This window comes from Actinomycetospora flava, assembly GCF_037400335.1.
Classification (GTDB): Bacteria; Actinomycetota; Actinomycetes; order Mycobacteriales; family Pseudonocardiaceae; genus Actinomycetospora; species Actinomycetospora flava.
The window spans coordinates 1-21,730 of sequence record NZ_JBBEGM010000017.1 but is presented as its reverse complement, the minus strand read 5'-3'; the positions used below and the strand labels follow the sequence as shown (position 1 = coordinate 21,730).

24 protein-coding genes and 1 tRNA gene are annotated in these 21,730 nt (G+C 72.5%); 7 read left to right on the top strand and 18 right to left on the bottom strand.

Annotated elements, in window-relative coordinates:
* The first annotated feature begins 88 nt into the window (after positions 1-88).
* Entirely contained in the window at positions 89-667 is a 579-nt protein-coding gene (locus WCD58_RS29460; RefSeq protein ID WP_337706696.1) for a hypothetical protein, read from the top strand.
* Here the strand turns inward: WCD58_RS29460 and mobF are convergent.
* The 12 genes from mobF to WCD58_RS29400 all read right to left on the bottom strand — a co-directional run bounded on the left by mobF (position 664) and on the right by WCD58_RS29400 (position 13,130).
* Positions 664-4,245 carry a MobF family relaxase gene (mobF, locus tag WCD58_RS29455; protein WP_337706695.1) on the bottom strand — a complete coding sequence of 1,194 codons (3,582 nt, stop codon included), beginning with the start codon at positions 4,243-4,245 and terminating at the stop codon, positions 664-666. The two genes, WCD58_RS29460 and mobF, sit on opposite strands and share 4 nt — an antisense overlap.
* 289 nt (positions 4,246-4,534) lie before the next feature.
* On the bottom strand, positions 4,535-5,287 hold the full coding sequence (locus WCD58_RS29450) for a hypothetical protein (protein WP_337706694.1): 753 nt from the start codon (positions 5,285-5,287) through the stop codon (positions 4,535-4,537).
* Between the two features lie 62 nt (positions 5,288-5,349).
* Positions 5,350-5,751 carry a hypothetical protein gene (locus WCD58_RS29445; RefSeq protein WP_337706693.1) on the bottom strand — a complete coding sequence of 134 codons (402 nt, stop codon included), beginning with the start codon at positions 5,749-5,751 and terminating at the stop codon, positions 5,350-5,352.
* The gene (locus tag WCD58_RS29440) at positions 5,739-6,509 is read right to left on the bottom strand and encodes a hypothetical protein (RefSeq protein ID WP_337706692.1); all 771 of its coding nucleotides are present in this window, start codon (positions 6,507-6,509) and stop codon (positions 5,739-5,741) included. The genes WCD58_RS29445 and WCD58_RS29440 overlap by 13 nt, the downstream gene beginning before the upstream one ends.
* Positions 6,506-8,689 (bottom strand): hypothetical protein, encoded by a 2,184-nt coding sequence (locus tag WCD58_RS29435; RefSeq protein ID WP_337706691.1) that lies wholly within the window; start codon positions 8,687-8,689, stop codon positions 6,506-6,508. The genes WCD58_RS29440 and WCD58_RS29435 overlap by 4 nt, the downstream gene beginning before the upstream one ends.
* Positions 8,686-10,542: a type IV secretory system conjugative DNA transfer family protein gene (locus WCD58_RS29430; RefSeq protein WP_337706690.1), complete on the bottom strand. Its 1,857-nt coding sequence runs from the start codon at positions 10,540-10,542 to the stop codon at positions 8,686-8,688. The genes WCD58_RS29435 and WCD58_RS29430 overlap by 4 nt, the downstream gene beginning before the upstream one ends.
* Positions 10,542-10,907: a hypothetical protein gene (locus tag WCD58_RS29425; protein ID WP_337706689.1), complete on the bottom strand. Its 366-nt coding sequence runs from the start codon at positions 10,905-10,907 to the stop codon at positions 10,542-10,544. The genes WCD58_RS29430 and WCD58_RS29425 overlap by 1 nt, the downstream gene beginning before the upstream one ends.
* Before the next feature lie 25 nt (positions 10,908-10,932).
* Positions 10,933-11,511: a hypothetical protein gene (locus WCD58_RS29420; RefSeq protein WP_337706688.1), complete on the bottom strand. Its 579-nt coding sequence runs from the start codon at positions 11,509-11,511 to the stop codon at positions 10,933-10,935.
* Positions 11,508-11,957 carry a WhiB family transcriptional regulator gene (locus WCD58_RS29415; RefSeq protein WP_337706687.1) on the bottom strand — a complete coding sequence of 150 codons (450 nt, stop codon included), beginning with the start codon at positions 11,955-11,957 and terminating at the stop codon, positions 11,508-11,510. Before WCD58_RS29415 ends, WCD58_RS29420 begins: the two co-directional genes overlap by 4 nt.
* Positions 11,950-12,390: a single-stranded DNA-binding protein gene (ssb, locus tag WCD58_RS29410; protein WP_337706686.1), complete on the bottom strand. Its 441-nt coding sequence runs from the start codon at positions 12,388-12,390 to the stop codon at positions 11,950-11,952. The genes WCD58_RS29415 and ssb overlap by 8 nt, the downstream gene beginning before the upstream one ends.
* 306 nt (positions 12,391-12,696) lie before the next feature.
* Positions 12,697-12,927, bottom strand: coding sequence for a hypothetical protein (locus WCD58_RS29405; protein WP_337706685.1), 231 nt, complete (start codon positions 12,925-12,927; stop codon positions 12,697-12,699).
* Positions 12,927-13,130, bottom strand: coding sequence for a helix-turn-helix domain-containing protein (locus WCD58_RS29400; protein ID WP_337706682.1), 204 nt, complete (start codon positions 13,128-13,130; stop codon positions 12,927-12,929). The genes WCD58_RS29405 and WCD58_RS29400 overlap by 1 nt, the downstream gene beginning before the upstream one ends.
* A 764-nt stretch (positions 13,131-13,894) precedes the next feature.
* Between WCD58_RS29400 and WCD58_RS29395 the strand changes: the two genes are divergently transcribed.
* Together WCD58_RS29395 and WCD58_RS29390 are read left to right on the top strand one after the other, a co-directional pair.
* On the top strand, positions 13,895-14,425 hold the full coding sequence (locus WCD58_RS29395; protein ID WP_337706681.1) for a hypothetical protein: 531 nt from the start codon (positions 13,895-13,897) through the stop codon (positions 14,423-14,425).
* Complete coding sequence (locus WCD58_RS29390; protein WP_337706680.1) at positions 14,409-15,161, top strand: class I SAM-dependent methyltransferase; 753 nt, start codon at positions 14,409-14,411, stop codon at positions 15,159-15,161. Before WCD58_RS29395 ends, WCD58_RS29390 begins: the two co-directional genes overlap by 17 nt.
* Before the next feature lie 47 nt (positions 15,162-15,208).
* Here the strand turns inward: WCD58_RS29390 and WCD58_RS29385 are convergent, their stop codons facing one another.
* The 3 genes from WCD58_RS29385 to WCD58_RS29375 form a co-directional block, all read right to left on the bottom strand.
* Entirely contained in the window at positions 15,209-16,582 is a 1,374-nt protein-coding gene (locus WCD58_RS29385; protein ID WP_337706679.1) for a tyrosine-type recombinase/integrase, read from the bottom strand.
* Between the two features lie 106 nt (positions 16,583-16,688).
* Positions 16,689-16,762, bottom strand: a tRNA-Thr gene (locus WCD58_RS29380).
* A gap of 47 nt (positions 16,763-16,809) precedes the next feature.
* Positions 16,810-17,181: a hypothetical protein gene (locus WCD58_RS29375; RefSeq protein ID WP_337706779.1), complete on the bottom strand. Its 372-nt coding sequence runs from the start codon at positions 17,179-17,181 to the stop codon at positions 16,810-16,812.
* 94 nt (positions 17,182-17,275) lie between these two features.
* On the opposite strand from WCD58_RS29375, the gene WCD58_RS29370 reads away from it, so the two are divergent.
* Both WCD58_RS29370 and WCD58_RS29365 read left to right on the top strand, forming a co-directional pair.
* On the top strand, positions 17,276-17,704 hold the full coding sequence (locus tag WCD58_RS29370) for a TlpA family protein disulfide reductase (RefSeq protein WP_337706678.1): 429 nt from the start codon (positions 17,276-17,278) through the stop codon (positions 17,702-17,704).
* Positions 17,701-18,120: a DUF4395 domain-containing protein gene (locus tag WCD58_RS29365; protein ID WP_337706677.1), complete on the top strand. Its 420-nt coding sequence runs from the start codon at positions 17,701-17,703 to the stop codon at positions 18,118-18,120. Before WCD58_RS29370 ends, WCD58_RS29365 begins: the two co-directional genes overlap by 4 nt.
* A gap of 3 nt (positions 18,121-18,123) precedes the next feature.
* On the opposite strand, the gene WCD58_RS29360 is transcribed toward WCD58_RS29365, so the two are convergent.
* The gene (locus WCD58_RS29360) at positions 18,124-18,870 is read right to left on the bottom strand and encodes an arylamine N-acetyltransferase family protein (protein WP_337706676.1); all 747 of its coding nucleotides are present in this window, start codon (positions 18,868-18,870) and stop codon (positions 18,124-18,126) included.
* A 20-nt stretch (positions 18,871-18,890) separates the two neighbouring features.
* On the opposite strand from WCD58_RS29360, the gene WCD58_RS29355 reads away from it, so the two are divergent.
* Positions 18,891-19,679 carry a carbon-nitrogen hydrolase family protein gene (locus WCD58_RS29355; protein WP_337706675.1) on the top strand — a complete coding sequence of 263 codons (789 nt, stop codon included), beginning with the start codon at positions 18,891-18,893 and terminating at the stop codon, positions 19,677-19,679.
* A 4-nt stretch (positions 19,680-19,683) separates the two neighbouring features.
* Here the strand turns inward: WCD58_RS29355 and WCD58_RS29350 are convergent, their stop codons facing one another.
* Complete coding sequence (locus tag WCD58_RS29350; protein ID WP_337706674.1) at positions 19,684-20,043, bottom strand: hypothetical protein; 360 nt, start codon at positions 20,041-20,043, stop codon at positions 19,684-19,686.
* Positions 20,044-20,165: 122 nt separating this feature from the next.
* Positions 20,166-20,996: an alpha/beta fold hydrolase gene (locus WCD58_RS29345; RefSeq protein ID WP_337706673.1), complete on the bottom strand. Its 831-nt coding sequence runs from the start codon at positions 20,994-20,996 to the stop codon at positions 20,166-20,168.
* A 63-nt stretch (positions 20,997-21,059) separates the two neighbouring features.
* Here WCD58_RS29345 and WCD58_RS29340 point away from each other — a divergent pair, with 63 nt between their 5' ends.
* The gene (locus tag WCD58_RS29340; RefSeq protein WP_337706672.1) at positions 21,060-21,617 is read left to right on the top strand and encodes a CGNR zinc finger domain-containing protein; all 558 of its coding nucleotides are present in this window, start codon (positions 21,060-21,062) and stop codon (positions 21,615-21,617) included.
* The last annotated feature ends 113 nt before the right edge of the window (positions 21,618-21,730 follow it).

Genomic DNA, 21,730 nt, shown 5'->3' with positions numbered 1-21,730 from the left:
CGTCGTCCTCGGCCTGCGGCCTGGGCTCGTCGGCGGCAACCTCGCGGATGTCGCGGTCGGGCTGCTCGATCAGGGACGGTTCCTTGGGGTGGCCGCCGCCCGGCTCGTCGTCGGCCTCGTCCTCCTGCGCCGGCGGGTTCTCGTCCTCGGCGGCGGCCAGCTCCAGGTCCTCGTTGCGGACGTCGGCGTCGGTGATCTCGCGGTGGCGCTCGTCCTCGGCGACGGCGGCGCGGTGCGCGGCGAGCCACTCGCTTGCGGTGACCTTGGGAGCCGGGTCGACGTCGTCGGCGTGGCGGGCGGCGAGCTCGGCCTTGGCCCGCTCAGCGGCGGCCCGGGTGCCGGCGGTGTGGGCCAGCCAGCGCGATCGGGCGTCGTCGAGCTCACCGAGCTGGTCGGCCTGCTGCTGGAGGGTCTCGGCCAGCGAGCGGGTCTGATCGGCCTCGTCGGTGAGGCGACCTCGCTCGGGCTCGTCGGGAGCGGCGTCGGCTTCGGCTCGGCGCAGCTGTTCGGTCTGGCGGTGGGTTGCGAGGGCTTGGTGGGTGCCGGCGAGCTCGTTGCCGACGTAGCGGGGGGCCCAGGCGGCTTCGCGCTCGTGGGCGCGGACTCGGACGCGAAGCTGGCCGTCGGAGAGCTCGAGCTCTTCGCGGTCGATCTCGGGGCGGCCTAGTGCGCGCCAGGCTGCCCGGTAGGCGGCGAACGACTCGACGTGGCCAGGAGCCGGTGCGGGGCCGAGGGCGTCTTCTGGGTCGTCGTGGCCGTGGGACTCGCGCCAGGCGGCGACGGTGGCGGCCTCTCCTGCCAGGTCTCGCGTTCCTCGGGTTCGATGGGCACGTCACCGAGCGCGTGGGTGAGCCAGACCGGCGGATTGGCCGCGAGCTCGCGGCCGAGCTGGTCGGCCCGCTGGTCTGCGGCCTCGGCAAGGCTGGTGAGGTAGTGGTCCCAGTCTCCGAGCCCGGTGTGCGGGGTCCAGTCGGCCCAGCTGCTGCCCTGCGGGTCGAGGCGGTCGTCGTGGTCGTCGCGGATGCGGCCGTGGATGACGTTGGTGAGGCTGCGGGCGCCGTCGAGGGGGCGGTCGGCGACGGCGTCGTGCAGGACGCGTTGCGGGTCGTGGCCGGCGAGCTCGGCGCGGCGCAGGATGCGGGTCAGCGCGGCCGCGCCGTCCTCGGCGGCGATCCGCGCCCGGTGATCGGGGTCGAGGACGCCGTCGGCGGCGAGCTGGTCGAGCCAGCCCGCGGTGCGGTGGGTCGCGGCAAGCTGGGCGGCATCGGTAAACAGCTCGGCCGCGGTACGGGTGGAGCCGGCCTCGGCGGCGGACTCCGTGGCGGTGGCCAGGGCGGAGCGGGTCGCAGCCGTGTCGTCGGCGCTCATGACACTGGCGAGGACGGCGACGGGGTCGCGGTACAGCTGGTGCGCGGCGGTGCCGTCGGCGGGATCGGCGGGTCCGCTGATGGTGGCGACGTGGGCGGTGTTGGCGTCGCGACCGCGGGTGAGCCCGACGTAACCGGCCGCGCGGCTGGTCGAACCGGACGCGACGAGGTGGCTGGTGTCGACGGTGGTGCCCTGGGTGGCGTGGACGGTGCCGGCGTAGGCCAGGGAGACGTCGGCCGCGACGTAGCCGGCGGGCAGCACCATCGCCTCCCCGAGTATCTCGCGCCCCGCATCGTCGCGGCCGTGGAAGGGGGCGACGGTCAGGGAACCGTCGTCGCCGGTCGCGGTGACGCGGTAGGTCTCGCGGTTGATCGGCCCGCGACGGTTGACGTGCTCGCCCGCCTCGGTTCCGGCGTGGTGACCGGCGAGTTCCCATCCGTTGCGGCGGGCGGCGATCAGGTCGCCGACGCCGGCGGTGGTGCCGTCGCGCCCGAGCGGGACGCCGGTCTCCTCGACGCGCCCGAGGCGGACGAGCTCGGCGCGCAGCTGAGCGGAGAGGCGCTCGGCTTGCTGGTTGGTGTCGACAACGAGTACGGAACGGCGCCCAGCGAGGGTGTCGGCGAGCCAGGCTCGCGCGGCGGAGGCCTCGGCTTGCTCGAGCGATCCAGCATCGAGGAGCCGGCCGTGCCGGTGGTAGGTCTGCAGTACGGTCTCGTCGCCCTCGCGTAGCCGCAGCGAGGCGGGGCCCTCCCACGCGTGCTGGAAGCGGCGGGCGTCGGCGAGTTCGTAGCGTCCCCCGGCTTGGGCGAGCAGGTCCATGGCCCCGCCGGCGCCGACCGCGGCGAGCTGGCGGTGGTCGCCGACCAGCAGCAGCTTCGCCCCGGCAGTGTCGGTGTGCTGGTGGATCGCGGCGAGGGCGGCGGTGTCGGCCATGGCGGACTCGTCGACGACCACCAGGTCGCCGGCGCGCAGCTGCCAGCCGCGGTCATCGTCGTGGCTGTTGCCCGGTGAGCCGGCCAGACGCCGCTGGGTACCCAGCCAGCGGGTGACGTTGCGAGCGGTGAGCCCTTCGGCGGTGAGGACGTCGGTGGCGACCTGGCTGGTGGCCAGCCCGAACACCCGCCCGGCCGCGGCGCCGCGCAGGTCGGGGTCGCTCCAGGCCTTGGCGAGGGCGCCGACGACGAAAGACTTCCCGGTGCCGGCCGGTCCGACGAGGGTCTCGACCGCGGCGCCCGAGGTGAGGACGCCGCGCACGGCGGCGGCCTGGTCGACGCCGAGCTGCACCCCGCCCGCGCCCAGCTCCTCGAGGAACCGGCCCGCGACCGCCCGCGGCATCGCCGGTCCGGCGTGCTCACCGGTGGCCGCGCGCAGGATGTTCTCGCTGCGCACGTGCTCTGGCGTGGAGTACACCTGCCCGCCCGGCGCGCGGTAGGCGGATTCGCCGTTGGCCAGGCGGAGCTCGTCGGGCAGCACCTGCTCGCCAGGGCGGGCCGAGTCGAGCGGTGTCACGAGCGCGACCGCTTCGTCGGCGAGTCCGTCGAGGACGGCGGCTACGTCGGTGCCGGCGGGTAGGTCGAGTGTGTCGGGCAGCGCGCTGTTCAGCGCGCGGACCAGGTCTGCGCGGGTCCAGCCGGCCTTGCGGGACTGCACGTCGGCCAGCGCGGTCTCGATCACCGCCCGCGGCGACCACCGTTCGGGCTCGGGCGCGGCGGCGCGCGCCGCGAGGGCGTCCTCGGCGACGCCGGCGAGGCCCCCGGCGATGTCGGCGGCGAGCTGGGCCTCTACCCGGTCGAGGACCTGCTCGCGGGTCTCGCCGTCGTGGGACTTGGCCTGGCGGGTGGCGAAGGTGGCTTGGCGGGCGAGGCGGTCGCGCTCGGCGGTGGTGGGCTCGCGGTCGTGGCGGGCTTCGAAGGCGTCGATGAGCTCGGCGGCTTTCGCGGTGACCGCGTGCCGTCGCGAGGAGATCAGGTCCATGGCCTCGGGCGAGACCCCGACGACCTCGCGGGCCTTGCCGTCGGGTCGGGTCGCGAACCGCACGCCCAGGGCGCGGGTGAGGTGCTCCTCGAGGGTGCGTTCCGCGACGGCGGCGGCGGCGGGGCGCCAGCGGTAGATGCTGCGCCCGTCAAGGGTGCGCCAGCTTCCGTCAGGGCCTTCGACGCGGTTGAGGATCGTGTTGTGGATATGCAGCTGCGGGTCGTGGTCGCGAGAGTCGTGCTGGAAGAACGACGCCACCACCCAGTCGTGGGCGTCCTCCCAGCGCCCAGCGGCGCCGCCGTGGTGACCGACCCGGACGTAGCCGGCCTTCTCCGACAGGTACTCCAAGGCGGCGACGTTGCCGGCCCAGATCGCGTCCTCGACCGCCTGCCGGTGCGCGGCCCACGCGGCCGCGGCGTCGACATCGCCGGCGCGTTCAGCGTCCACCTGCTGGGCCTCGAACGCGGCGTGCAGCAGCGTCACGCTCTTCTGAACGCTGAACGTGGCGTCGTGGAAGGCCACGTTGTGCCGCGCGGCCTTCCCCGCCTCGAGCCGGAGCTCGGCGCGGCGTTCAGCACTGGCGTCGGGCTCGCGTTCAAGCGCGACGGCGTACAGCTCGTCCTCGGTGGCATAGCGGCGACCGGTGTGACCGAGCGTCGGGACCTCGTCCCACCGCGCCGGGTCCGAGAAGGCCTCGTGTCGCGGGTCGATAAAGCGCTCGTAGACCCCGCGCATGTCCTGGGCGTCCACGAGCCCGCTCAGGCCGAGCTTCTCCGCGCCGGCGCCCCACCAGCGACCCGGCGGCTCGCCCTCGGCGACGGCGCCGGTGTAGTAGTTCTCGCGCCCCGCCGCGATCTCCTTGAGCAGGTACTCCGGCGAGTAGCCCGACGCCACCGTCAGCACCCGAACCACCACGTTCTCGGCGTTGCGGCACCCCAAGCGTGATCAACTCGCGATCGACGCGAGAGCGGCGCTCTTCGCGGCTGGCCGGAGGCCGGCGCCGACCCGAGGATCGTGATGCATCGGTGTGCGTCTTCTGATCTTTCCCTTGATCTTTTCGTTCTTGGGTCTTGTTGCTCGTGTCGTGTCGTCTGTTCGGTGTAGTGATCGGTGTCGGTTGCTGGTCTTGGTTCTTGCTCTTCGTATTGGTTCTTGTTCTTGCTTGTGGTCGTGGTGATCTGCTGCCGGGTGATCATGGTTGGGCCTCGTCGGTGGTGTCGTTGTCGCTGGTGTTGATCAGGCGGAGGGGCAGGGGTCGGTCGCGCAGGGCTTTGAGCGCGGCGGCGGCGGTGCCGCGCGAGACCTCGGCGGCGGCCTCGAGCTCGGAGACCGTGGGCCAGGCGCCGTGCCGCTGGGCGTGGCGCGACGCGGCCGCCTCTGCCCGGTCGCGGGCCGGGGCGGCCGCCGCCCGCGAGGGCATCACAGCCGATCCGCTGTCGTCGGCAAACTCGGCGCCCAGCGGCTCCGCGTCCTTGCCGGACTCGGGCTGAACGACGCCGGGCTGGCCCTGCGCCTGTACAGCGTTGGCGTTGAACGACGTTCGATGAACGGGTTCGGGCTGAACAGCACGAGGGCTCGCGGCGGCGAGCAGGTAGAGCAGGTGGGCGACCACGGCCGCGGCGACGGCCGGCCAGGCCCCGACCCCGAACCGCAGCGCGGGGGCAACCTCGACGGTGGGGCCACCGGCGAGGTAGGTGGCCTGAGCGAGCCCGGACAGCCCCGCCGCGGTAACGACAACCGTCCAGGCGTAGCGGGCGGCGCCCTCGCGCAAGCGGGCGGTGGCCGAGTAGGCGACCAGAGCGAGCCCGTCGGTGATCAGCGGGTAGAGCCACGCGATCCCGGCCGGCACCCGCGCGGCGACGGCGACCTCGAACAGACCGTGCGCGGTGGCCACGGCCGCGCCGAGCGCCACCGCCAGCCCGGGCAACCACAGCAGGGCGCCCACCCCTGCCTCACGGCGGAACGTCGCCCCCGGCTCCCCCTCGGAATCGACGCCATCCATCGGGATCAACCCGCGCCGTCGCCGTCGGCGGCGCCGTGCTCGAGGGCGCGGTCGGCGGTGTGCCAGCGGGTGAGCTGCTCACGGCGGGACTGGTCCTGCTCGACGTCCTCGGCGGTCTGCCGGTTTGCCCGCAGCCCCGCCCGCGCGACCCCAGAGTCCCCGCGTGCGGCCGCGGCGTCGGCGCCGCGCGCGGGGCGTTCGCGGGCGGGGTGTTTGCGGGCGGCTTTGCGTTCCAGCTCGGCGACTGTGCGGCGCAGGTCGTCGAGGCTTCCGCAGAAGCAGTCGTAGTTCGGCCACAGCACGCCGAGGCGGTCGGTGAGGTAGTCCCACTCGGCGCGCTCCGCGCGTTCTCGCTCGCGGCGCTGCGGGCGGGTCTCGCCCGCGTCGGCGCCGGTCACCGTGACCACCGCCCCTCGTTGCCGGCCGCCCCGTTCGCCGGCTCGGTCGCTGTCCCGTTGGCGGCGGTGTTCGGTGTGCCGTTGAGGTGGGCCCCGATCCCGCCCCGCCCCCGTGCCTCGGGGTCGGGCGCGGGTTCCGCGGGCGCCTGGTGGCGCCCGGCCGCCCACCACGCGGCGATCGAAGCGACGGCGTCGAGTCCGGGCACCGGTGTCGCGCCGGTGGGGGCCTGGGACCAGCCGGCGCGGGTCTGGTGACGTTCCCGCGAGCACGACCCGACCGAGGTCTTGAGCCGGCGCACCACCCCGGGCCGTTGGCGGTCGTGCCAGTCCCCGGCCAGCTGCACCGAGGCGCCTCGTTCTTCGTAGGCGGCGCGCCAGGCGTGGGAGAGCCAGAGCAGTTCCTCGACGACGTCGGGGTGCCAGAGCCAGCACTCGGGCAGCACCGCGACCCCGTCGGGGTAGCGCAGGAACACCACCTGCAGCCACCGGCACAACCCCTCGAGCAGCTGCCCAACTGCGGCCGGGTCGGTGGGCGCGGTCAGCCACGACGGCGCCACCGTCGGGCCCGGGCGGGCGGGGGTGGCGGCGACGGCGTCGGCGAGCTGGGCCACGGTGCGGGCGAGGTCGTCGACCCGGGTCGGGGTACCGACCAGCGCGTCGAGCCCGCGCCGTAGCCCGTCGACCTCGCGGGCCAGCCCGGCCAGCGCCTCGACCCGCGCGAACTCCCCGTCCCCGCTGGTGGGCTGGCTGGTGGGGCGGCGGCTCACCGGTACCACCCCGGAGCCCCGTCGCCGGAGTCGCCGCTCTCACCACTGTCACCGGTGTCCCCAGCGGTATCCCAGGCGGTGTCTCCCGCACCGGCGGGGGCGGACGCGCGGTCGTCGTCGTGCCACCGCGCCAGCTGCTCGCGGCGCTGCTCATCGACGCCTGCATCGCTATCTGTATTCCTGCCGGAGCCGACGTAGGACGCAGGGCCGGTGGCGGCGTCGTGGGCGGCGAGCCGGGCACGGGCCTGCTCGAGCTGGGCCCGCACACGATCCGGACCGTCGGCATCGGGAACGGAGTTGGTGGCAGCGCGCTCCGTCTCGGGATGGCTGTCGGGGGTCGCCTCGCGGGCGGGTTGGTCCAGGACCGTGTCGTCGTCGCGGCACCAGTCGGAGGCCGCGAGGGTGTCGAGCTCGCCGTGCTCGTCGCGCGGGAGCTCGTCGAGCGCATCGCGCTCGGGAACCGGAGCGAGCTTCTCGAGGGCTTGAAGCCGGTGGTACTCGGCCCAGGCGTCGGGGTCGGAGTCGTGGGCGCGGTCGGAGAGCACCGCGCGCTCCTGCGCGTCCTGCAGCGCGTCCTCGACCGCGGTCAACGGGCGCGGCCGCCACCCCGAAACGGGAGCGGTGTTCTCGGCCAACCACGTGGTGCGGGCGGCCGCCTCGTCGTCGGAAGCCGGCTCGCGCCAGTCCGGGTCGCCGTACTCCGCGGCTGGGTTGTAGCTCGTGCTCGCGTCCGGACGGGTGTCGAGGTAGGCCTCGTGCTCGGCCGCGGTCCAACGTCTCGGCCCTGGGGTGTGAGGCTCTTCGGTCAGGGTGCGGTCGGTCGGGGAGTCACCGGCCAGGGTGTCGCGCTCGGCAATGGCCAGGGGGCGGAAGCCTCCCGCGACGGTCGGGTCGAACACGACGTAGCCGTCGCGTTCGGCGATCGCGGCCGCGGTGTCCCAGTCGCCCACCGCCGCCTGGTTCTCCCCGACGGGCTCGTGGTCGGCCGCAGCGACGGCTGCATGCTCGCCGCGGGCCGACGCCGCCCCAGGGTCGCTCTGGGGTCCGTCGAGGCGGACGACCTGCCCGGTGGCGGGGTCGGTGTAGATGTCGGTGTCGGGGTCGTATCCGGCCACATCTACCCCGGCGCCCTGGGCGAGGCTCTGTGCTCGGTCGGCTCGCTCGGTGATGGTCAGCTCCCGCCCGGCGTAGCGGCCCCATGCCCACTCGGGGTCGGCTTTCGCGCGGTCGGCGTCGAGGTCGTGCGCCGTGGGGATCGGGCGATCGGTACTGACCTCGCCGGGGTCGACATCGAGGTCACGCTCGGGGTCGATCTCGAGGGGTTGGAGCGCGGCGTCGAGCTGGCGGCGCCAGGTGGCGGTCTCGGCGGCCAGGGCGTGGTCGTAGTCCTCGCGGACCAGCCCGATGTAGCCGGCGACCTGCGCGGGGACGCTGACCGCCGGGAGGCCGTGCGCCCGGCGTTCGGCCTCGTCCCAGGTGGCGTTGAGGTCGCGCAGGGCGGCGGCCTGGTCGGCGGGGCTGCCGGTGTGGGCGATCTGGTCGCAGTGCTCGGCGCGGGCGATCAGCTCGCGCTCCGAGAGCTGCGCGAGCGGCACCGTCGGATCGGGCGTCGCCCCGGCGCTGGCCGTTGTCGTCGTCAGGTGGTTGGTGGGCTCGGTCATGGTGGTCTCTCCTGCAGCAGCGGCGCCTCGTTCGGCGTCGGCGTGGTCGTGTGAGGTGGAGTCATCGCCCTCGCCCTTGCCGATGGCGGCGCGGTAGCGGGCGCGGTCGAAGGCGACCCCGGCGGCAGTCGCGGCCTGTTCGGCGCGCTCGAGCGCGACGGTGTGCGTGAACTCCGCGTCATCGGGGGTGGTGGCGGTGGCGGCGGCGATGTCGTCCCAGGTGGCGCCCTCGCTGCGGGCGGCGGCCACGGTCTGCCAGCGCCATCCGTCGAGCCGGCTCGCGAGTTGGTGCTGGGCGGCGAGTGCCTCCATCGCTGACGGGGTCGCCGAGGGCGCCTGCTGCTCCGCGAGCAGCGCCTGCAGCGTCGCGGCGCGCTCGGAGTCACCGGAGCTCGCGGCCCGCGCGGCGGCCTGGGCGATCACGTCGCGGCTGTTCCACGCCTGCCACGTCGCGAGCAGCCGCTGCAGGCTCGGGGTCGGCTCCCTCGTCGACTTCGAGGTCGACTCCGGGGTGCTCATCGCCGCCACGACCCGTCATACGGACCGGGCTGCTGTTCACCGATCACGGGGTCGACGACGGGCTCGACGTCGATCACCAGCGACGCCCGCCCGAACTCCGGCTCCGGGCGCGCAGGCGGCGCCGGCTCCTTGCGGCGAGAGGTGGTGGTGCGGCGCCACAGCGCTGCGAGGCCGACCTCGACCCACGCCCAAGCGCGCCGCCACCGGCCGCGCCAACCGATCGCCGGCACGGTGGCGTGCTGGGCGCGGACGTCGCGGCGGGTCCAGGCCATCCGGGCCCGCCCGATCACCGGGCTGATGCCGCGCCGGTAGACCACGACCTTCCCCGCGGGAAGGTTCGCCAGCTGCGCCGGCGCCAGTACGGGAACTTTGCGCACCGTGCGGGACGCGACGCGACCGTGGAGGTCGGTGGTGGTGATCCGCTCGTCGCGCTCCCCGGCCAGGGTGGACCAGAACTGCAGGTCCGCCTGATCCCTCGTGCCGCCGAACAACAGCACCGAGCCCGTGTTGTTCAGGATGGTGGCGGTCTTGTGCTCCCCGTAGCGGGCCAGCAGCTGCGCCCTCGATTGGAACGGGGCGATGATCGTGACCCCGCGCCCACCCATGTCCGCGGTCCAGTTCTCCAACGGCGCCGGCGAGATCAGCGCCGCCTCGTCCAGGGCGAGCAGCAGCGGCGGGTCCAGCCGGCCGGCCGGCTTCGCCGTGGCGAGGCGGCGGGCCTCGCGGGCGATGTGCCCGGTCAGCGCGCACACGAGTGGGCCGGTGTCGGCTTCCTCGGCGCCGAGCAGGAACACCGTCGCCCGCGAGGCGAGCAGGGCTTCGACGTCGAAGGGCTGATCGGTGGGTGCGGCTGCTGCGGCGGCGTCGGGATGGTTCAGCCACCCCAGCGCGGGCATGATCGAGTTGGTGATGCTGGTGCGGGTCCGGTCGTTGGTGGTGACGAACTGCTCGGCGGCCTTGTCGAACGTCTCCACCTGCGACCGCCTGAGCAGGGCGGGGACTTCGCGGGCGGCGCGGTCGTTGTCGGCCACCCAGCCGAGCACGTCGCGCATCGACCCGCCCCCGAGCGCCGCCGCATGCAACAGGGCGGCGAGCACGCGGCGGGCCTGGGCGTCCCACCGCTCGGCGTCCCCATGGCTCGCGCGGGAGGTGGCGGCGACCATGTCGGTGGCGCGCTCCATCGCGGTGACCGGGTCGGTGCAGCCGGTCAGCGGGTCGAAGCTGATCGTGGAGCGGATACCGCCGAGCCCGACCGGGTTGAACACGAACACCGGACCCCGGCCGCGCTGCCGGATCGGGGCGCACAGCTCCAGCAGGTCCGTCCTTGTGGACGTGACGACCGCGGCGCCCGGGGCGTCGAGGACCCGGCCGGCCAGCCAGCCGGTCTTGCCGGTGCGCGGGCCGCCGAACACCAGGGTCACGTCCTCGACCGAGGACCACACCCGCTGCACCCCGGCCCGGCACAGCTCCACCCCCACCGCAGTGGTCGGCACCCCCAGCCGCTCCCGGCGCGAGAGCGCCGCCAACGAGGGGCGCACCGTCCCGGCGCGACGTCGGGTGGCGACTGTGCCCGCATGCCGTGCCACGTCCAGGGTCGAGGCGACCCCGGCGCGGCGGCGTGACCGGGCCGACCAGCGGGAGACGATGGACCGGCTGCGCGACCAGCGATGCCAGCCCACCAGCACCAGCACCGCCGCGGCGATGAGCAGCGCCGGCCACGACAGAGCCTGCAGCAGAGTGAGCGCCGGCAACATGGCCAGCAGGCCCGGCACACACGCCCACAGCCGGGCGCCCCGGGCCACGAGCAGCGCTGTCGCGGCGACCAGCAGCACCAGGATCAGCAGCGTGGCCATCACCGCGACCACCCGCCCCGCCCGCGCGCTGCTCTCCGGAGCCCGCGCTCCTCGGGGAGGTCGGCCGTGTCGGTGGTGTCGGTGGTGTCGGTGAGCCAGTAGCCGCCGCCGGTGTGGGCGAGCTGGAAACGCGCGCCCTCGCCGAGCATCCGCCGCGCCCAGCCGTGGGCGGCGTCGTCGGTCAGCGGCTCGTCGGTCCGGCCCGCCACCGCGCCGTCGATCAGCAGCGCCCAGGTGACCGGGCCGCCGCACGGCGCGTCCCCGAGCCCGACCCCGAGCACCGCCGCGGCGATGTCGGCGCGGACCAGCTCCACCCCCAGCAGAAGCGGCAGCGTCGCTCGGACCTGCTCCCCCAGCCTCGACACCCCGCTCGCACTGGTCGTTCGCCGGCTACGCATCGCTTCCTCCCTCGTCGCCGTCCTCGTCGTCCTCGTCGTCGCCTGTTTGGCGCTGCCATGCCTCGAGGGCCGCTGCGCGGCGGGTGCAGTCGTGCTCGTGGCCCTGCTCGCGGTCGTCGGGATGTGAGGCGAACGGGCCGCGGTCGCGCACCCGGGCCCGGCACGTGGTGCACGTCCACACCGCTGACGCCGGCTGCATGCCGGCCGTGGCGCTGGCGGTCGGAGGTGGCGGGCGGTGCTCGATGAGCCACTCCCACGCCGCCTCCTCCCGCGCGCTGCCCTCCGTCGTGGTCGGCAGCTCCAGGGCGTGGCCGACGGCGTCCCAGCTGTGCCCGGCCCCGCGGGCGCGCAGCGCCCACTCCCGCAACGCGCCCGCCGCGACCTCGGCCACCAGCCGCCCCGCGCGTACCCCGGCCAGCGGATCGGCCAGCACCGGACGCGAGAGTCCGTGGAAGCCCTCGATCGGCTCTTGGCGCTCGGTGGTGTCGAACGCGGTGACCGCGACCCGGCGCACGTGCTCGCGGGTCGACCACGCCGCCTGCTCCCGGCGGCTGACCTCCGGCGCGCTCACCGCCGCCCACCTCCCCTAGCGCCCGTCGACGGCTGCGGCGAGCTCTCGAAGTGCGGGCGGGCGGCCCACCGCGCGATGGTGCGGGCGCTGACGCCGTACTCCGCGGCGACCTCCGGCGGGGAGGAGCCGGCCTCGAGCAGCGCCCGCCACCGTGGCTTCCTCTCGCTCGGGCGCACGCGGTGCGCGCGAACTTCTCGGCGCTCATGCTCGGTCATCCCGCCCGCGATCCCGTGCGGTAACCGCTCGAGGGCCTCGACCAGGCACGGCTCCTGCACCGGGCAGCCGCGGCACACCGCCTTCGCCGTCTCCACCTGCCGGCCCACCAACGACTCGCCCCGCGCGTCGTCCAGGGCCTCGTCCGGCGCCTGGTCGGTGGTCTCCGGGAAGAACAGCTCCGGGTCGACGCCCCGGCACGCCGCCCATGCTTGCCAGTTCGTGTCAGTCATGGCCGCCCACCAGCTCGTCCGCCGAGTCGCGGGCGCTCTGGGCGTCCCCCTCATGGACGGTGGCCGCGGGTGCGGTGGTGCGCTGGGGCCGGGCGGTGGCGTAGCGCAGCGACACCCCGACCTCGTCGACCTCGAGCTCGATTACCTGCCGGCGCTGGCCCTCGGCGGTCTCGAACGAGCGCTGCCGCAGCCGCCCGGTCACCACCACCCGGTCGCCCTTGGACAGCGACTCCGCGGCGTGCTCGGCGAGCGGGCCCCACGCCACGGCCCGCAGGAACAGCGCATCCCCGTCGGTCCACTCGCCGGACTGGCGGTCGAAACGCCGAGGCGTCGACGCGACCGTGAGCCCCGCGCGTGCCGCCCCGCTGGGCAGATACCGCAGCTCCGGGGCGTCGGTCAGGTTCCCGACGATGGTCAGGGTCGTCTCGTTCATGACGTGCTCCTCACAAGGTGGGTCAGCCGCGCCCGTCGCGCAGCTGGGTAGTAATGGGTCCCGCCGGGAGGCGGGTGGAGGCGTCCTGGCTGCCTTCACCCCGCGTGCGGGCGCCCGCCGGCCGTCGAGGTCTCCGGGGTCAAGGGCCGGACGCAGTCCGGCCGCGCAGCGGCGCCACTGGCGCCCTTGAGGCCGGAGGAACGGCCGGCTCACGCTCGGCGGGACACCTCGACGCGGCGTCGCCCTCGGGCGACTCGCCCTGCTTCCTCGGCCCCGCGGCCTTGAGCGCGCTGGCACGGGCGGTCTCTATCCGTCCGCGGGTGCTCCCGCCGCGCCCTCAAGAGCCGGCGTGGTGGCCTGATCGACCGCCGACATCAACCCGCCGATGGCTCCCGGCAGCCCCTGCCCGACCGGCGTTCCGATGAACAGCACCAGCGCAACGAGTGAGAACACCACCGCGCCCGCGGCAGACCGCGTCTTCGCGCAGATGAACGCGCCCAGAACCGCGAATAAGATCAATAGTCCGACGCTCGACATCAGGAAGCACCCCCCTCGATGACTCCTGACACAAGTGCGTCGATGACTGGACCGGGGATCAGCCATCGACCCCGGATTCGAACCGCGCGGAGCTCGCCGGAGCTGATCGCCCGGTAGACGGTCATCCGCGACATCTTGAGCATCTGCGCCACCTCGGCGACGTCGTAGAACGTCGGTGCCCTCTCACTGCTTCTGATCGACAACGCTGACTCCTCGCTGCGGACGCTGGCCTGAGATGGCGGCGTCTGTGCATCGAGAGTCAGGGAGGGAGTCGATGCCAGTCATCGATCCTTGCTGGCGGCAGGTGGTGGACGCTGAGACTTAAGGGACTTGCTTGCGCGCAAGTGTCATCAGTCGCCGCAAGCCGCGTGCTACGGTTGCTCGTAAGATCTTCCAGATTTGCAGGTGCAAACTATGACGATCTCGCCCCGCTCACTGGCCCGGATAGCCGAGTCCTCTGGATTCGGCATGGCGGACGTCGCCTTCCTAGCGGGGCTAGACGAGAGCACGGTCTGCCGGCTATGGGACGACCCAGACTGGCTTGACAGGATCAAGGGCCGGACGCTTCAAGCCCTTGTCGGGGCGCTACCTGGGGTCGGTGAGTACGTGCTCGGTTACTCACTCGCCGACCGCCGAAGCCGACTCGCAGACAGGCTCAGTTCGAAGGGCGTGGAAGTCGACACGGCAACATTCGGGAGACTAGCGAGCGAAAAACGGGTCCCAGAGCAATACCTTAGCAATGCTCTCGAGACCGCAGCATGCGTCCTTGATGGGGACGCCAAGCAGGCGGCAGCTCACCTTGCTAGATTCTGGGGGACGCGACCAGGACTATGCGATGGGTGCTGTTTTTGGGTCGACTGCTATCGGAGCCCTACTGGTCGACGCTAGCCCTCTGCACGCTGCCGCCCTGGGCATGGCGGTCGAGCTTGGCGCGCGTCCCAATTCGTTCCACGCCATCCTTGCGCAGGTGAACCTTCTCCACCATCTATCCCTCAGTACTGGCGAGACGCCGCGAGCGCTGTCGCCTGACCTCAACCGCAACACCGCACTTGCCTTCCGTAGCTCCACTATGGGTCGACTCATCTCGACGAACGATCCCGAAATAGCGTTCGCCTACTCACGGAAGGTGGACGAGTCACCGCTGCTCAAGATGGTGGAGGAGTGGGCGTTTCCCACTTACTGCCACGACGTGAAGCCGTCGCAAGACTTCTCCCTCCCCCGGTCGCTGCTGATGAGACAGACCGCTCCTGAGATCATCCGGGAGATCGAGACCTACAACGATGCGTACCTCCTGTATCTCGCCCTTACAGCCTTACCGACGCTCCTTGGCCGCGACGGCACCTTCGGCTTGAGGCGAGACGAGCTCGGCGCTCGCCTCGCTGCGAGACGGGAACGCGTCGCGCTCCCAGAGACGGGCGTAGCCTGCGACGCTATCCTCTCCGAGCTAGGCAGAGACGATCGGGAGCTCGGAGGCACCAAGTTTGACTACGCCTGGTAGCCCGGCGGATACCTACGCCGCCAACGCCGACTTCTGGGTAAAGATCATCCGCGAGCAGCTCGACAGATACCGAACCGAGCTGACCGATGGAAGCGTCCTAGACGCTGTAGGCGATTGCTCCGGTATGCGAGTCTTGGACGGCGGCTGCGGCGAAGGCTATATGTCTCGGCTGCTCGCAGAGCGCGGAGCATCGGTGGTGGGCGTCGACACCTCGGAGACCTTGATTGCGTCTGCACGACATCACCCTGACGCCCGCACACTTCAGATCGATTATAAGGTCGCAAACCTAGAGAACCTTCCAGAACCTAATGCGACCTTCGATATCGCCGTGTGCAACCACGTTCTTAGTGACGTGGCCGACCCGGCCTCGGCGTTACGCGAGTTGGGTCGAGTGCTGCGCCCTGGCGGTCGACTTGTCGCCCTGATGCTTCACCCATGCTTTTACATAGCCCACGCTGAGCGCGACGCGTCTGGCAGCATCCCGGTCGCCACGTATTTCTCCGAGCGGCGCGTTGATCAGCCCTTCGTTGTCGCGGGCTTAGAATCCCCCGCTGAGGTCCACATGAACTTTCGCCCGCTCGAATTCTACTCACAGGCGATCACTAACGCAGGGTTCCTGATCAGCGGCCTGTCGGAACCGCATCCTCCAGCAGAGTGGCTCCGAGAAGTCACCTGGTGGAAGAAGAACTTCGTAAAGCCGCTCTTCTTGCTGGTATCGGCGGAGCTTCGGCCTTGAACGTCTAGTCGTCGGACTTAAGACTGCGCTAGCCTTCAGAAGGATTGTTAGTCCTCGGGAGAGGCCGCAGCGCGCTCTGTCGGTGTCCGACGATTCGGCGGTCGAACCCGTCGATCAGCGAGCGCTGTAGCCGCTCGCTGGTCGGCCTCGTTGACGAATGCCGTGTAGATGCGCAGCGTTGTCGACCCTCCGCCGCTATGGCCGAGCCGGCCAGCGACGGTGCGGACGTCGACGCCAGCCGCGATGAGCTCGGTAGCGGAGTAGTGACGCAAGCTGTGGAGCCGGGTAGCGACGCCGAGCCGCGCCGCGAGGCGGAGGTATCGCTGTGTGACGCTATCCGGCTTGGTGGGCGTCGAGCCGTCGGGCGAAGGTGAGAAGACGTAAGCGTCAGGGGCAATCGAGACGCCGAGTTCGGTTGCACGCTGTTCACAGCGAGCTCGGTGCTCTTTGAGTACCTCAATGATCTCGAGGTCTAGCGTGACGCGTCGGTCCTGGTGGGTCTTGGTGTCCTTCTCCCACATACGACCACCAATCTGTCCGGTGCTTCGTTTGAATATGGCGACGCCGGCGTGGTCGAGGTCGAGCCGAGACCACCGCAGGCCGCAAACCTCCCCGCGGCGCGAGCCGGTCGTCATCATGAGCCAGACGAGCGTGCCCCAGTCGGGATCGGCGTCCCATGCTTCGTTGAGGAGTAGGGCAGCCTCGGCGGGCGTCGGCGGGTCTGGATTGGGCCGCGGAGTCGCGGGTGGCTCGATCTGCTTGACGGGACTGACCGCGATCCATCCCCAGCGCACAGCACGACCGAAGGCGCCGCTGAGAATCGCGTGGACGACACGAATGCTCCCAGGGGCAAGGGGACGGCAGGTATGCGTCCTACATGCCCTCGCGCACCATCTGCACTCGACCTCGAGATCGCCCTGCGCGACCTTCGCGCACTTGCGGCGGCTGGTGTGCTCGTCGCACGCGTGCTCGTGGTCGGTGCGGTGCTGGACGAACACCCGGCCGTTGCAGTGGTCACGGCACCGGCGGAGCTGCGCGTAGAGGCGCTCGATAGTCTCGGCCTTGACAGCTCCGACCTGCCGCTTCCCGAGCTCTGGGCGGATGTGTTTCTCGATCTTGCCGACGTAGCCAGCTCGAGTCTTGCGGTCGATATCGACGACCTCAAGGTACCGGTCTATCAGCTCATTGACCGTAGTTCCGGTTCGGGGGTTGCGCCGCTCGTCGACCTGGTTTAGCAGCCGCGTCCGGACCTTCTCGGCCTCCCGCTCGGTCTCGCGCCGGGTCGCACGTGCCAACACCGTCTCGCGGAGCCACATCTTCTCGCCGGTGAGTTGGTCGATCCCGGCGTAGACCTTCACCCGCGCCGACCCGCTGGGGAGCCAGCCGATTGAGCCACGCTGGCGGGTCGTCGCGGGGGCCACGAGAGCACCATAGATGGGCTCGAGGTCACGAAGGAGGCCACGAAGGAGGCCACGGAACAAACAGAAGAAGGGCCCTGCCGCAGTGCGACAGGGCCCTCACCTGCGGAGCCGCCTTCGGGATTCGAACCCGAGACCTACGCATTACGAGTGCGTTGCTCTGGCCATCTGAGCTAAGGCGGCGCTGTCCGCGAGTCTAGGGCAGGCGCCCAGCGCGATGAGCAGGCGGGTCAGGCCAGCAACAGGACGCCGAGCACGACCAGCGCCACGACCTTGGCGCCCTCCAGCCCGATGTAGACGAGGTGCGCCCGGGAGCGGGGTGGGTCCTCGCCGGCCAGGACGCGGTCGGAGCGGCGGTTGAGCACCGGCCGCACGACGGCCAACTGGACGATGAGCAGCGCCACGAGGACGGCCACCGTGACGGCCGGTCCGAGCGGCACACCGGCCAGGACCACGCCCACGATCACCAGCACGCCCAGCACCAGCTCGGCGACGTTCAGCGCCCGGAACACGAGCCGCCCGATCCCGAGGCCGATCACCGTCGTCACGCCCGGCGCGCGGAACTTCAGCGGCGCCTCGAGGAACGAGATCGCCAGCACCATCCCGAGCCACACGAAGGTCGCCGCCGTCGCCACCGCCACGATCTCGGTATAGCACCCGGGAACAACCGCGCAGGTCGGGCTGGTTGCGGCTGTTGTGGGGATCAGTGCGCTCGGCGCGGTCGTGCTCGTCGGGGTCCTCGTCGTCGCCACCGTCGCCGGGTTCGCCCTGCAGCGACGCAGCGGCCGGATCCGGACCGCTGAGAGCGCCGCGCACGGCTGGGACCTCGCGGACGTCTCCGCCGAGCCCGACGACCGCGTGCTCCTCCTGCAGCTCTCCTCACCGATCTGCACGCCGTGCGCGCGGACCCGCGAGCAGCTCGAGGCCCTCGCCGCCGAGCACGCCGACATCCGTCACGTCGAGATCGACGTCGCCGACCGGCCCGACGTCGCGAAAGCCCTGCACGTCCTGCGCACCCCGACCACCGTCGCCTTCGACCGCAGCGGCACCGAGCTGCTGCGTGTCGGCGGCATCCCGCGGCGCGCGGACCTCGTCGCCGCCCTGTCCCTCGAGGAGTCCCGGTGACCGAGCAGCTCGACCCTCGCGGCGTCCGCTTCGCCGCCGCCGTGACCACGGTCGTCCTGGCCGCCGTGCTCCTCACCGGCAGCGGCGTGCTGGCCGCGCTGCAGGCGGTGGTGTTCGCGATCCCGGTCGCCGCCGGGATGCGGTACTCGCCCTACGGCGCGCTCTACCGGGCGCTGCTCGCCCCGCGCCTCGGCCCGCCGAGCGAGCGGGAGGACGCGGCGCCGGTGCGGTTCTCGCAGGCGGTCGGGCTGGTGTTCACGGTCGTCGCCGCCGTCGGGTACCTCAGCGGCGCGACCGTCCTCGGCGTCGTCGCCACCGCGATGGCCCTGGCGGCGGCCTTCCTCAACGCGGCGTTCGGCTTCTGCCTCGGCTGCGAGATGTACGGCCTGCTCGCGCGGGTGCGCACCGCGCGCTGACCGTCAGTCCGCCGGGTGCAGCGCCGGCGGGACGACGTGGAGGGCGACCCCGAACACGTCGCGGTAGGTCGCGAGTTGCTCCTCGGTGGACAGGTCGCGCTCGGTGCGGGTGCCGTCGTCGGCGGTCTCGATGAGCTTCGGGCCCGAGATCGTCACGCGGCCGGTCGGTGTCAGCCGCGAGCACGTGACCTCGCGGGTGAACGGCGAGGTCGGTGACGTGCGGTGCCACCAGGCCATCGGCACGAAGTCCTGCAGCGAGCGCGGTCGCGGGTCGAGGCGGTACTGGACCCTGTCGCCCCAGACCACGTCGAGCTCCCCGTCCGGCTCGTCGCGGACGGTGAAGGCGCCGGAGCGGTCGTACTGCTCGTCCCGGGACTCCAGGTCGAGCGGGCCGACGGCGAACCGCCCGAAGCCGACGTCGACGAGCGTCCTGCCGCCGACGACGAGCGCCATGTGGTCGCCGGGGAACGAGAGCCCGTCGGGGGTGGCGACGCGCGCCGAGCAGCGGGTCACCTCGTAGTCGAGCTCGCCCAGCAACCAGGCGAACGCGCCGTTGAGCTCGTAGCAGAACCCGCCGCGACGGCGGTCGACGACCTTCTCGACCAGCGCCGCGTCCTCGATCGGCACGTGGTCGCGCTCGTGGATCGACAGGTTCTCGAAGGGGACGGTCTCGAGGTGGCGGCGCATCAGCACGTCGAGCGCGTCGTCGGCCGCCGCACCGATCCGCGTCAGGTAGTCCGCCGCGTCCACGGGCCCGGTATACACGGGTCATGCGCGTCGCCCTAGCCCAGATTCTCGCGACCGACGACCCGTCGGCGAATCTCGAGATCGTCGCCGACCACGCCGCCCTCGCCGCCCAGCAAGGCGCGACGGTAGTCGTGTTCCCCGAGGCGACGATGTGCCGGTTCGGGGTGTCGCTGAAGCCGGTCGCGGAGCCGCTCGACGGCCCGTGGGCGAGCGAGGTGCGGCGCATCGCGGAGCGGAACGACGTCCTGATCGTCGCGGGCATGTTCACCCCGACCGCGGACGGGCGGATCACCAACACGCTGCTCGTCACCGGTCGCGGCGTCGACACGGCCTACGACAAGATCCATCTCTACGACGCGTTCGGCTTCCGCGAGTCCGACACGATCGCGCCGGGCACGAAGCCGGTGACGCTCACGGTCGACGGGACGACGCTCGGGCTCGCGACCTGCTACGACATCCGCTACCCGGAGCTCTTCCGCGCGCTGGCCGACCAGGGCGCCACGGTGACGGTGCTGCCGGCGAGCTGGGGCGCGGGCCCCGGCAAGGTCGAGCAGTGGCAGCTCATGGTGCGTGCCCGGGCGCTCGACGCGACGACCTTCGTGCTCGCCGCCGATCAGGCCGACCCGACGAGCCGGGGCATCGACCCGGGCTCGGCGCCTCGCGGCGTCGGCCACAGCCTGGCGGCGTCGCCGTTCGGCGTGACGATCGACGAGCTGGGCGCGGAGCCGGGGCTGCTCGTGGTCGATGTCGACCCCGAGCAGATCCCCGACGTCCGCGCCACGCTGCCGGTGCTCGCGAACCGCCGGCTCTAACCGGTCAGGCCGCCGGGCGGGTCATCCAGCGGACGCGGTCCTGGTGCGGCGCGAGACGGCTGAGCAGGGCGCGCCGGTCCGCGGCCTCGGCGGGCGCGGTGAACGCCTGGTCGCGCGTCATGCGGGCACGCATCGCGCTCGGGTCGAGCACGATGACCTCGGCGGCACCGCGGAGCCTCGACTCCAGGTCGGTGTCGCGGGACTGGGCGGCGGCGCCACCCATGCGGTCCGCCAGGACCTGCGCCGCGGCGAGACCGCGGTCGTCGGGCCGGGCGGCGATGACGAGGACGCGGGCCTCGTCGGAGCTCTGTCGGGGCGCGGGGACGGTGACATCGGAGGGAACGGGGCGCGCGGGGGAACTCATCGTGCAGGGCTCCAGATCGGTCGCCGCTCTCCTGCGACGACGCGTGGGTTGTACGTCCTGATAGACGGCTGTGAGGTTTCTCGGTTGTGGGCCGGCGAGAGTGATCCGCACCTCTCCGGGGCTCACGGCAGCACCCCGGCGAGGAGGTCGACGACCGCCTCCGGGGCGTCCTCGGTGAGGAAATGGCCCGCGCCCGCGACGGTGTGGAGGCGCGCGCCCGGGATCGTGTCCCGCAGGGTCGTGCCGGCGGTGCTCGGCAACCAGGTGTCGTCGGCCCCCCAGACGACGTCGGTCGGCACCGTGATCTCGCCGAGGCGGGCGACGACGTCGCGGGTGTCGTCCTCGGAGAAGCCCGCGACCTGGTCGAGGTAGCGCTGCTGGCCGTCGGGCCCTGCGTAGCGGTCGAGGTACGCGCGTTCGGCCTCCGCGCCGAGCCCGGTGGCCGAGGTCGTGCGGAGGTGCGCGGTGATCAGCGCGGTGAACGCGCCGTTCGGCATCGACCGGTAGACCTCGAGGTGCTGCTGCATGTGCGCGGCCGTCGCGGTGACCCACGGCGAGAGGACCGCGGCGTCCGCGAGCACGAGACTGCTCGCCGGCACGCCGTGCACGAGGTGGGCGCGCAGCACGGCCGCGGCGCCGATGTCGTGCCCGACGAGCACGGGCGCCTCGAGGCCCCAGAGGTCGACGAGCGCGGCGAGCGTCCGGGCGTGGCCGGCGACGGAGGGCGCCTCGCCCGTGGAGTCGCCGTAGCCGGGCAGGTCCCAGAGGTGGACGGGCCGGTCCTGGGCGAGCGCCGGCGCGACGTGGCGCCAGAGGTACGACCACGACGGCGTGCCGTGGGTGAGGACGACGGGTGTGCCTGGTCGGTCGGCGCCGAGGACGTCGACGGCGATGGTGCCGGTGGGCAGGTCCACGCGGTGGCGCAGCGCCCACGTCGCGAGATCGGTGGCCACGGTCCCTCCTCGACAGGGTTGTACTCTCGGGATGGGCCTTACTCTACGAGGAGGGCGTAAGGGATGCAAGCAGTCTTTGACGATTACGTGATGGCGGCCGGGATGGCGACCGAGCTCGTCAACACGGCCCCCGGGGTGTGGCACGGCGAGGACCAGCTCCCGGACGAGGCGGCGCTGGCCCTGTTCGCCGGCGAGTACGGGCTGACGGGCGACGACGACGTCACCGCGGTGCACGAGGTCCGCGGCCGGCTGCGCGCGATCCTCGACCAGCGGGATCCGGAGGCGATCGAGCGCGGGGCCTCGGTGCTGGTCACCCGCGGGCTCGGCGCGGTCGGCCTCGAACCCGATGAGCGGGGACGGCTGCAGTGGATCGCCCGGCCCGCGGCGCAGGCGACGCTCGCCGACCGACTGGCCCTCCTCGGCGGGATCGGCGTGCTCGGCGCGCTGCGGGCGCTGGGCCCCGACCGGTTCCGCGACTGCGCGTCGGACACGTGCTCGGGGGTCTTCATCGACACCAGCCGCCCGGGGCGGCGGCGCTACTGCATGCCCGATCTCTGCGGGAACCGCGCCAACGTCGCCGCCTACCGCGCGCGGAAGAAGGCGAGCGGGGGGCTTTCCTGACGGTCAACGCCAGTCATTCGCCTCCGGCGCGGCAGCTCCGCTTCGCTGCGTGCCGCCTGTGGCCGCCACGCTGGAACACCCCGGACCAGGCTCGGGCTCGGCGTGTCGCGCCG

Excerpts from the sequence above, each read along its gene's own strand:
- WCD58_RS29435 (WP_337706691.1), bottom strand. The coding sequence starts at position 8,689 with ATGAGCACCCCGGAGTCGACCTCGAAGTCGACGAGGGAGCCGACCCCG.
- WCD58_RS29430 (WP_337706690.1), bottom strand. The coding sequence starts at position 10,542 with ATGGCCACGCTGCTGATCCTGGTGCTGCTGGTCGCCGCGACAGCGCTG.
- WCD58_RS29415 (WP_337706687.1), bottom strand. The coding sequence starts at position 11,957 with ATGACTGACACGAACTGGCAAGCATGGGCGGCGTGCCGGGGCGTCGAC.
- ssb (WP_337706686.1), bottom strand. The coding sequence starts at position 12,390 with ATGAACGAGACGACCCTGACCATCGTCGGGAACCTGACCGACGCCCCG.
- WCD58_RS29405 (WP_337706685.1), bottom strand. The coding sequence starts at position 12,927 with ATGTCGAGCGTCGGACTATTGATCTTATTCGCGGTTCTGGGCGCGTTC.
- WCD58_RS29375 (WP_337706779.1), bottom strand. The coding sequence starts at position 17,181 with ATGGTGCTGGCGATCTCGTTCCTCGAGGCGCCGCTGAAGTTCCGCGCG.
- WCD58_RS29355 (WP_337706675.1), top strand. The coding sequence starts at position 18,891 with ATGCGCGTCGCCCTAGCCCAGATTCTCGCGACCGACGACCCGTCGGCG.
- WCD58_RS29350 (WP_337706674.1), bottom strand. The coding sequence starts at position 20,043 with ATGAGTTCCCCCGCGCGCCCCGTTCCCTCCGATGTCACCGTCCCCGCG.
- WCD58_RS29340 (WP_337706672.1), top strand. The coding sequence starts at position 21,060 with ATGCAAGCAGTCTTTGACGATTACGTGATGGCGGCCGGGATGGCGACC.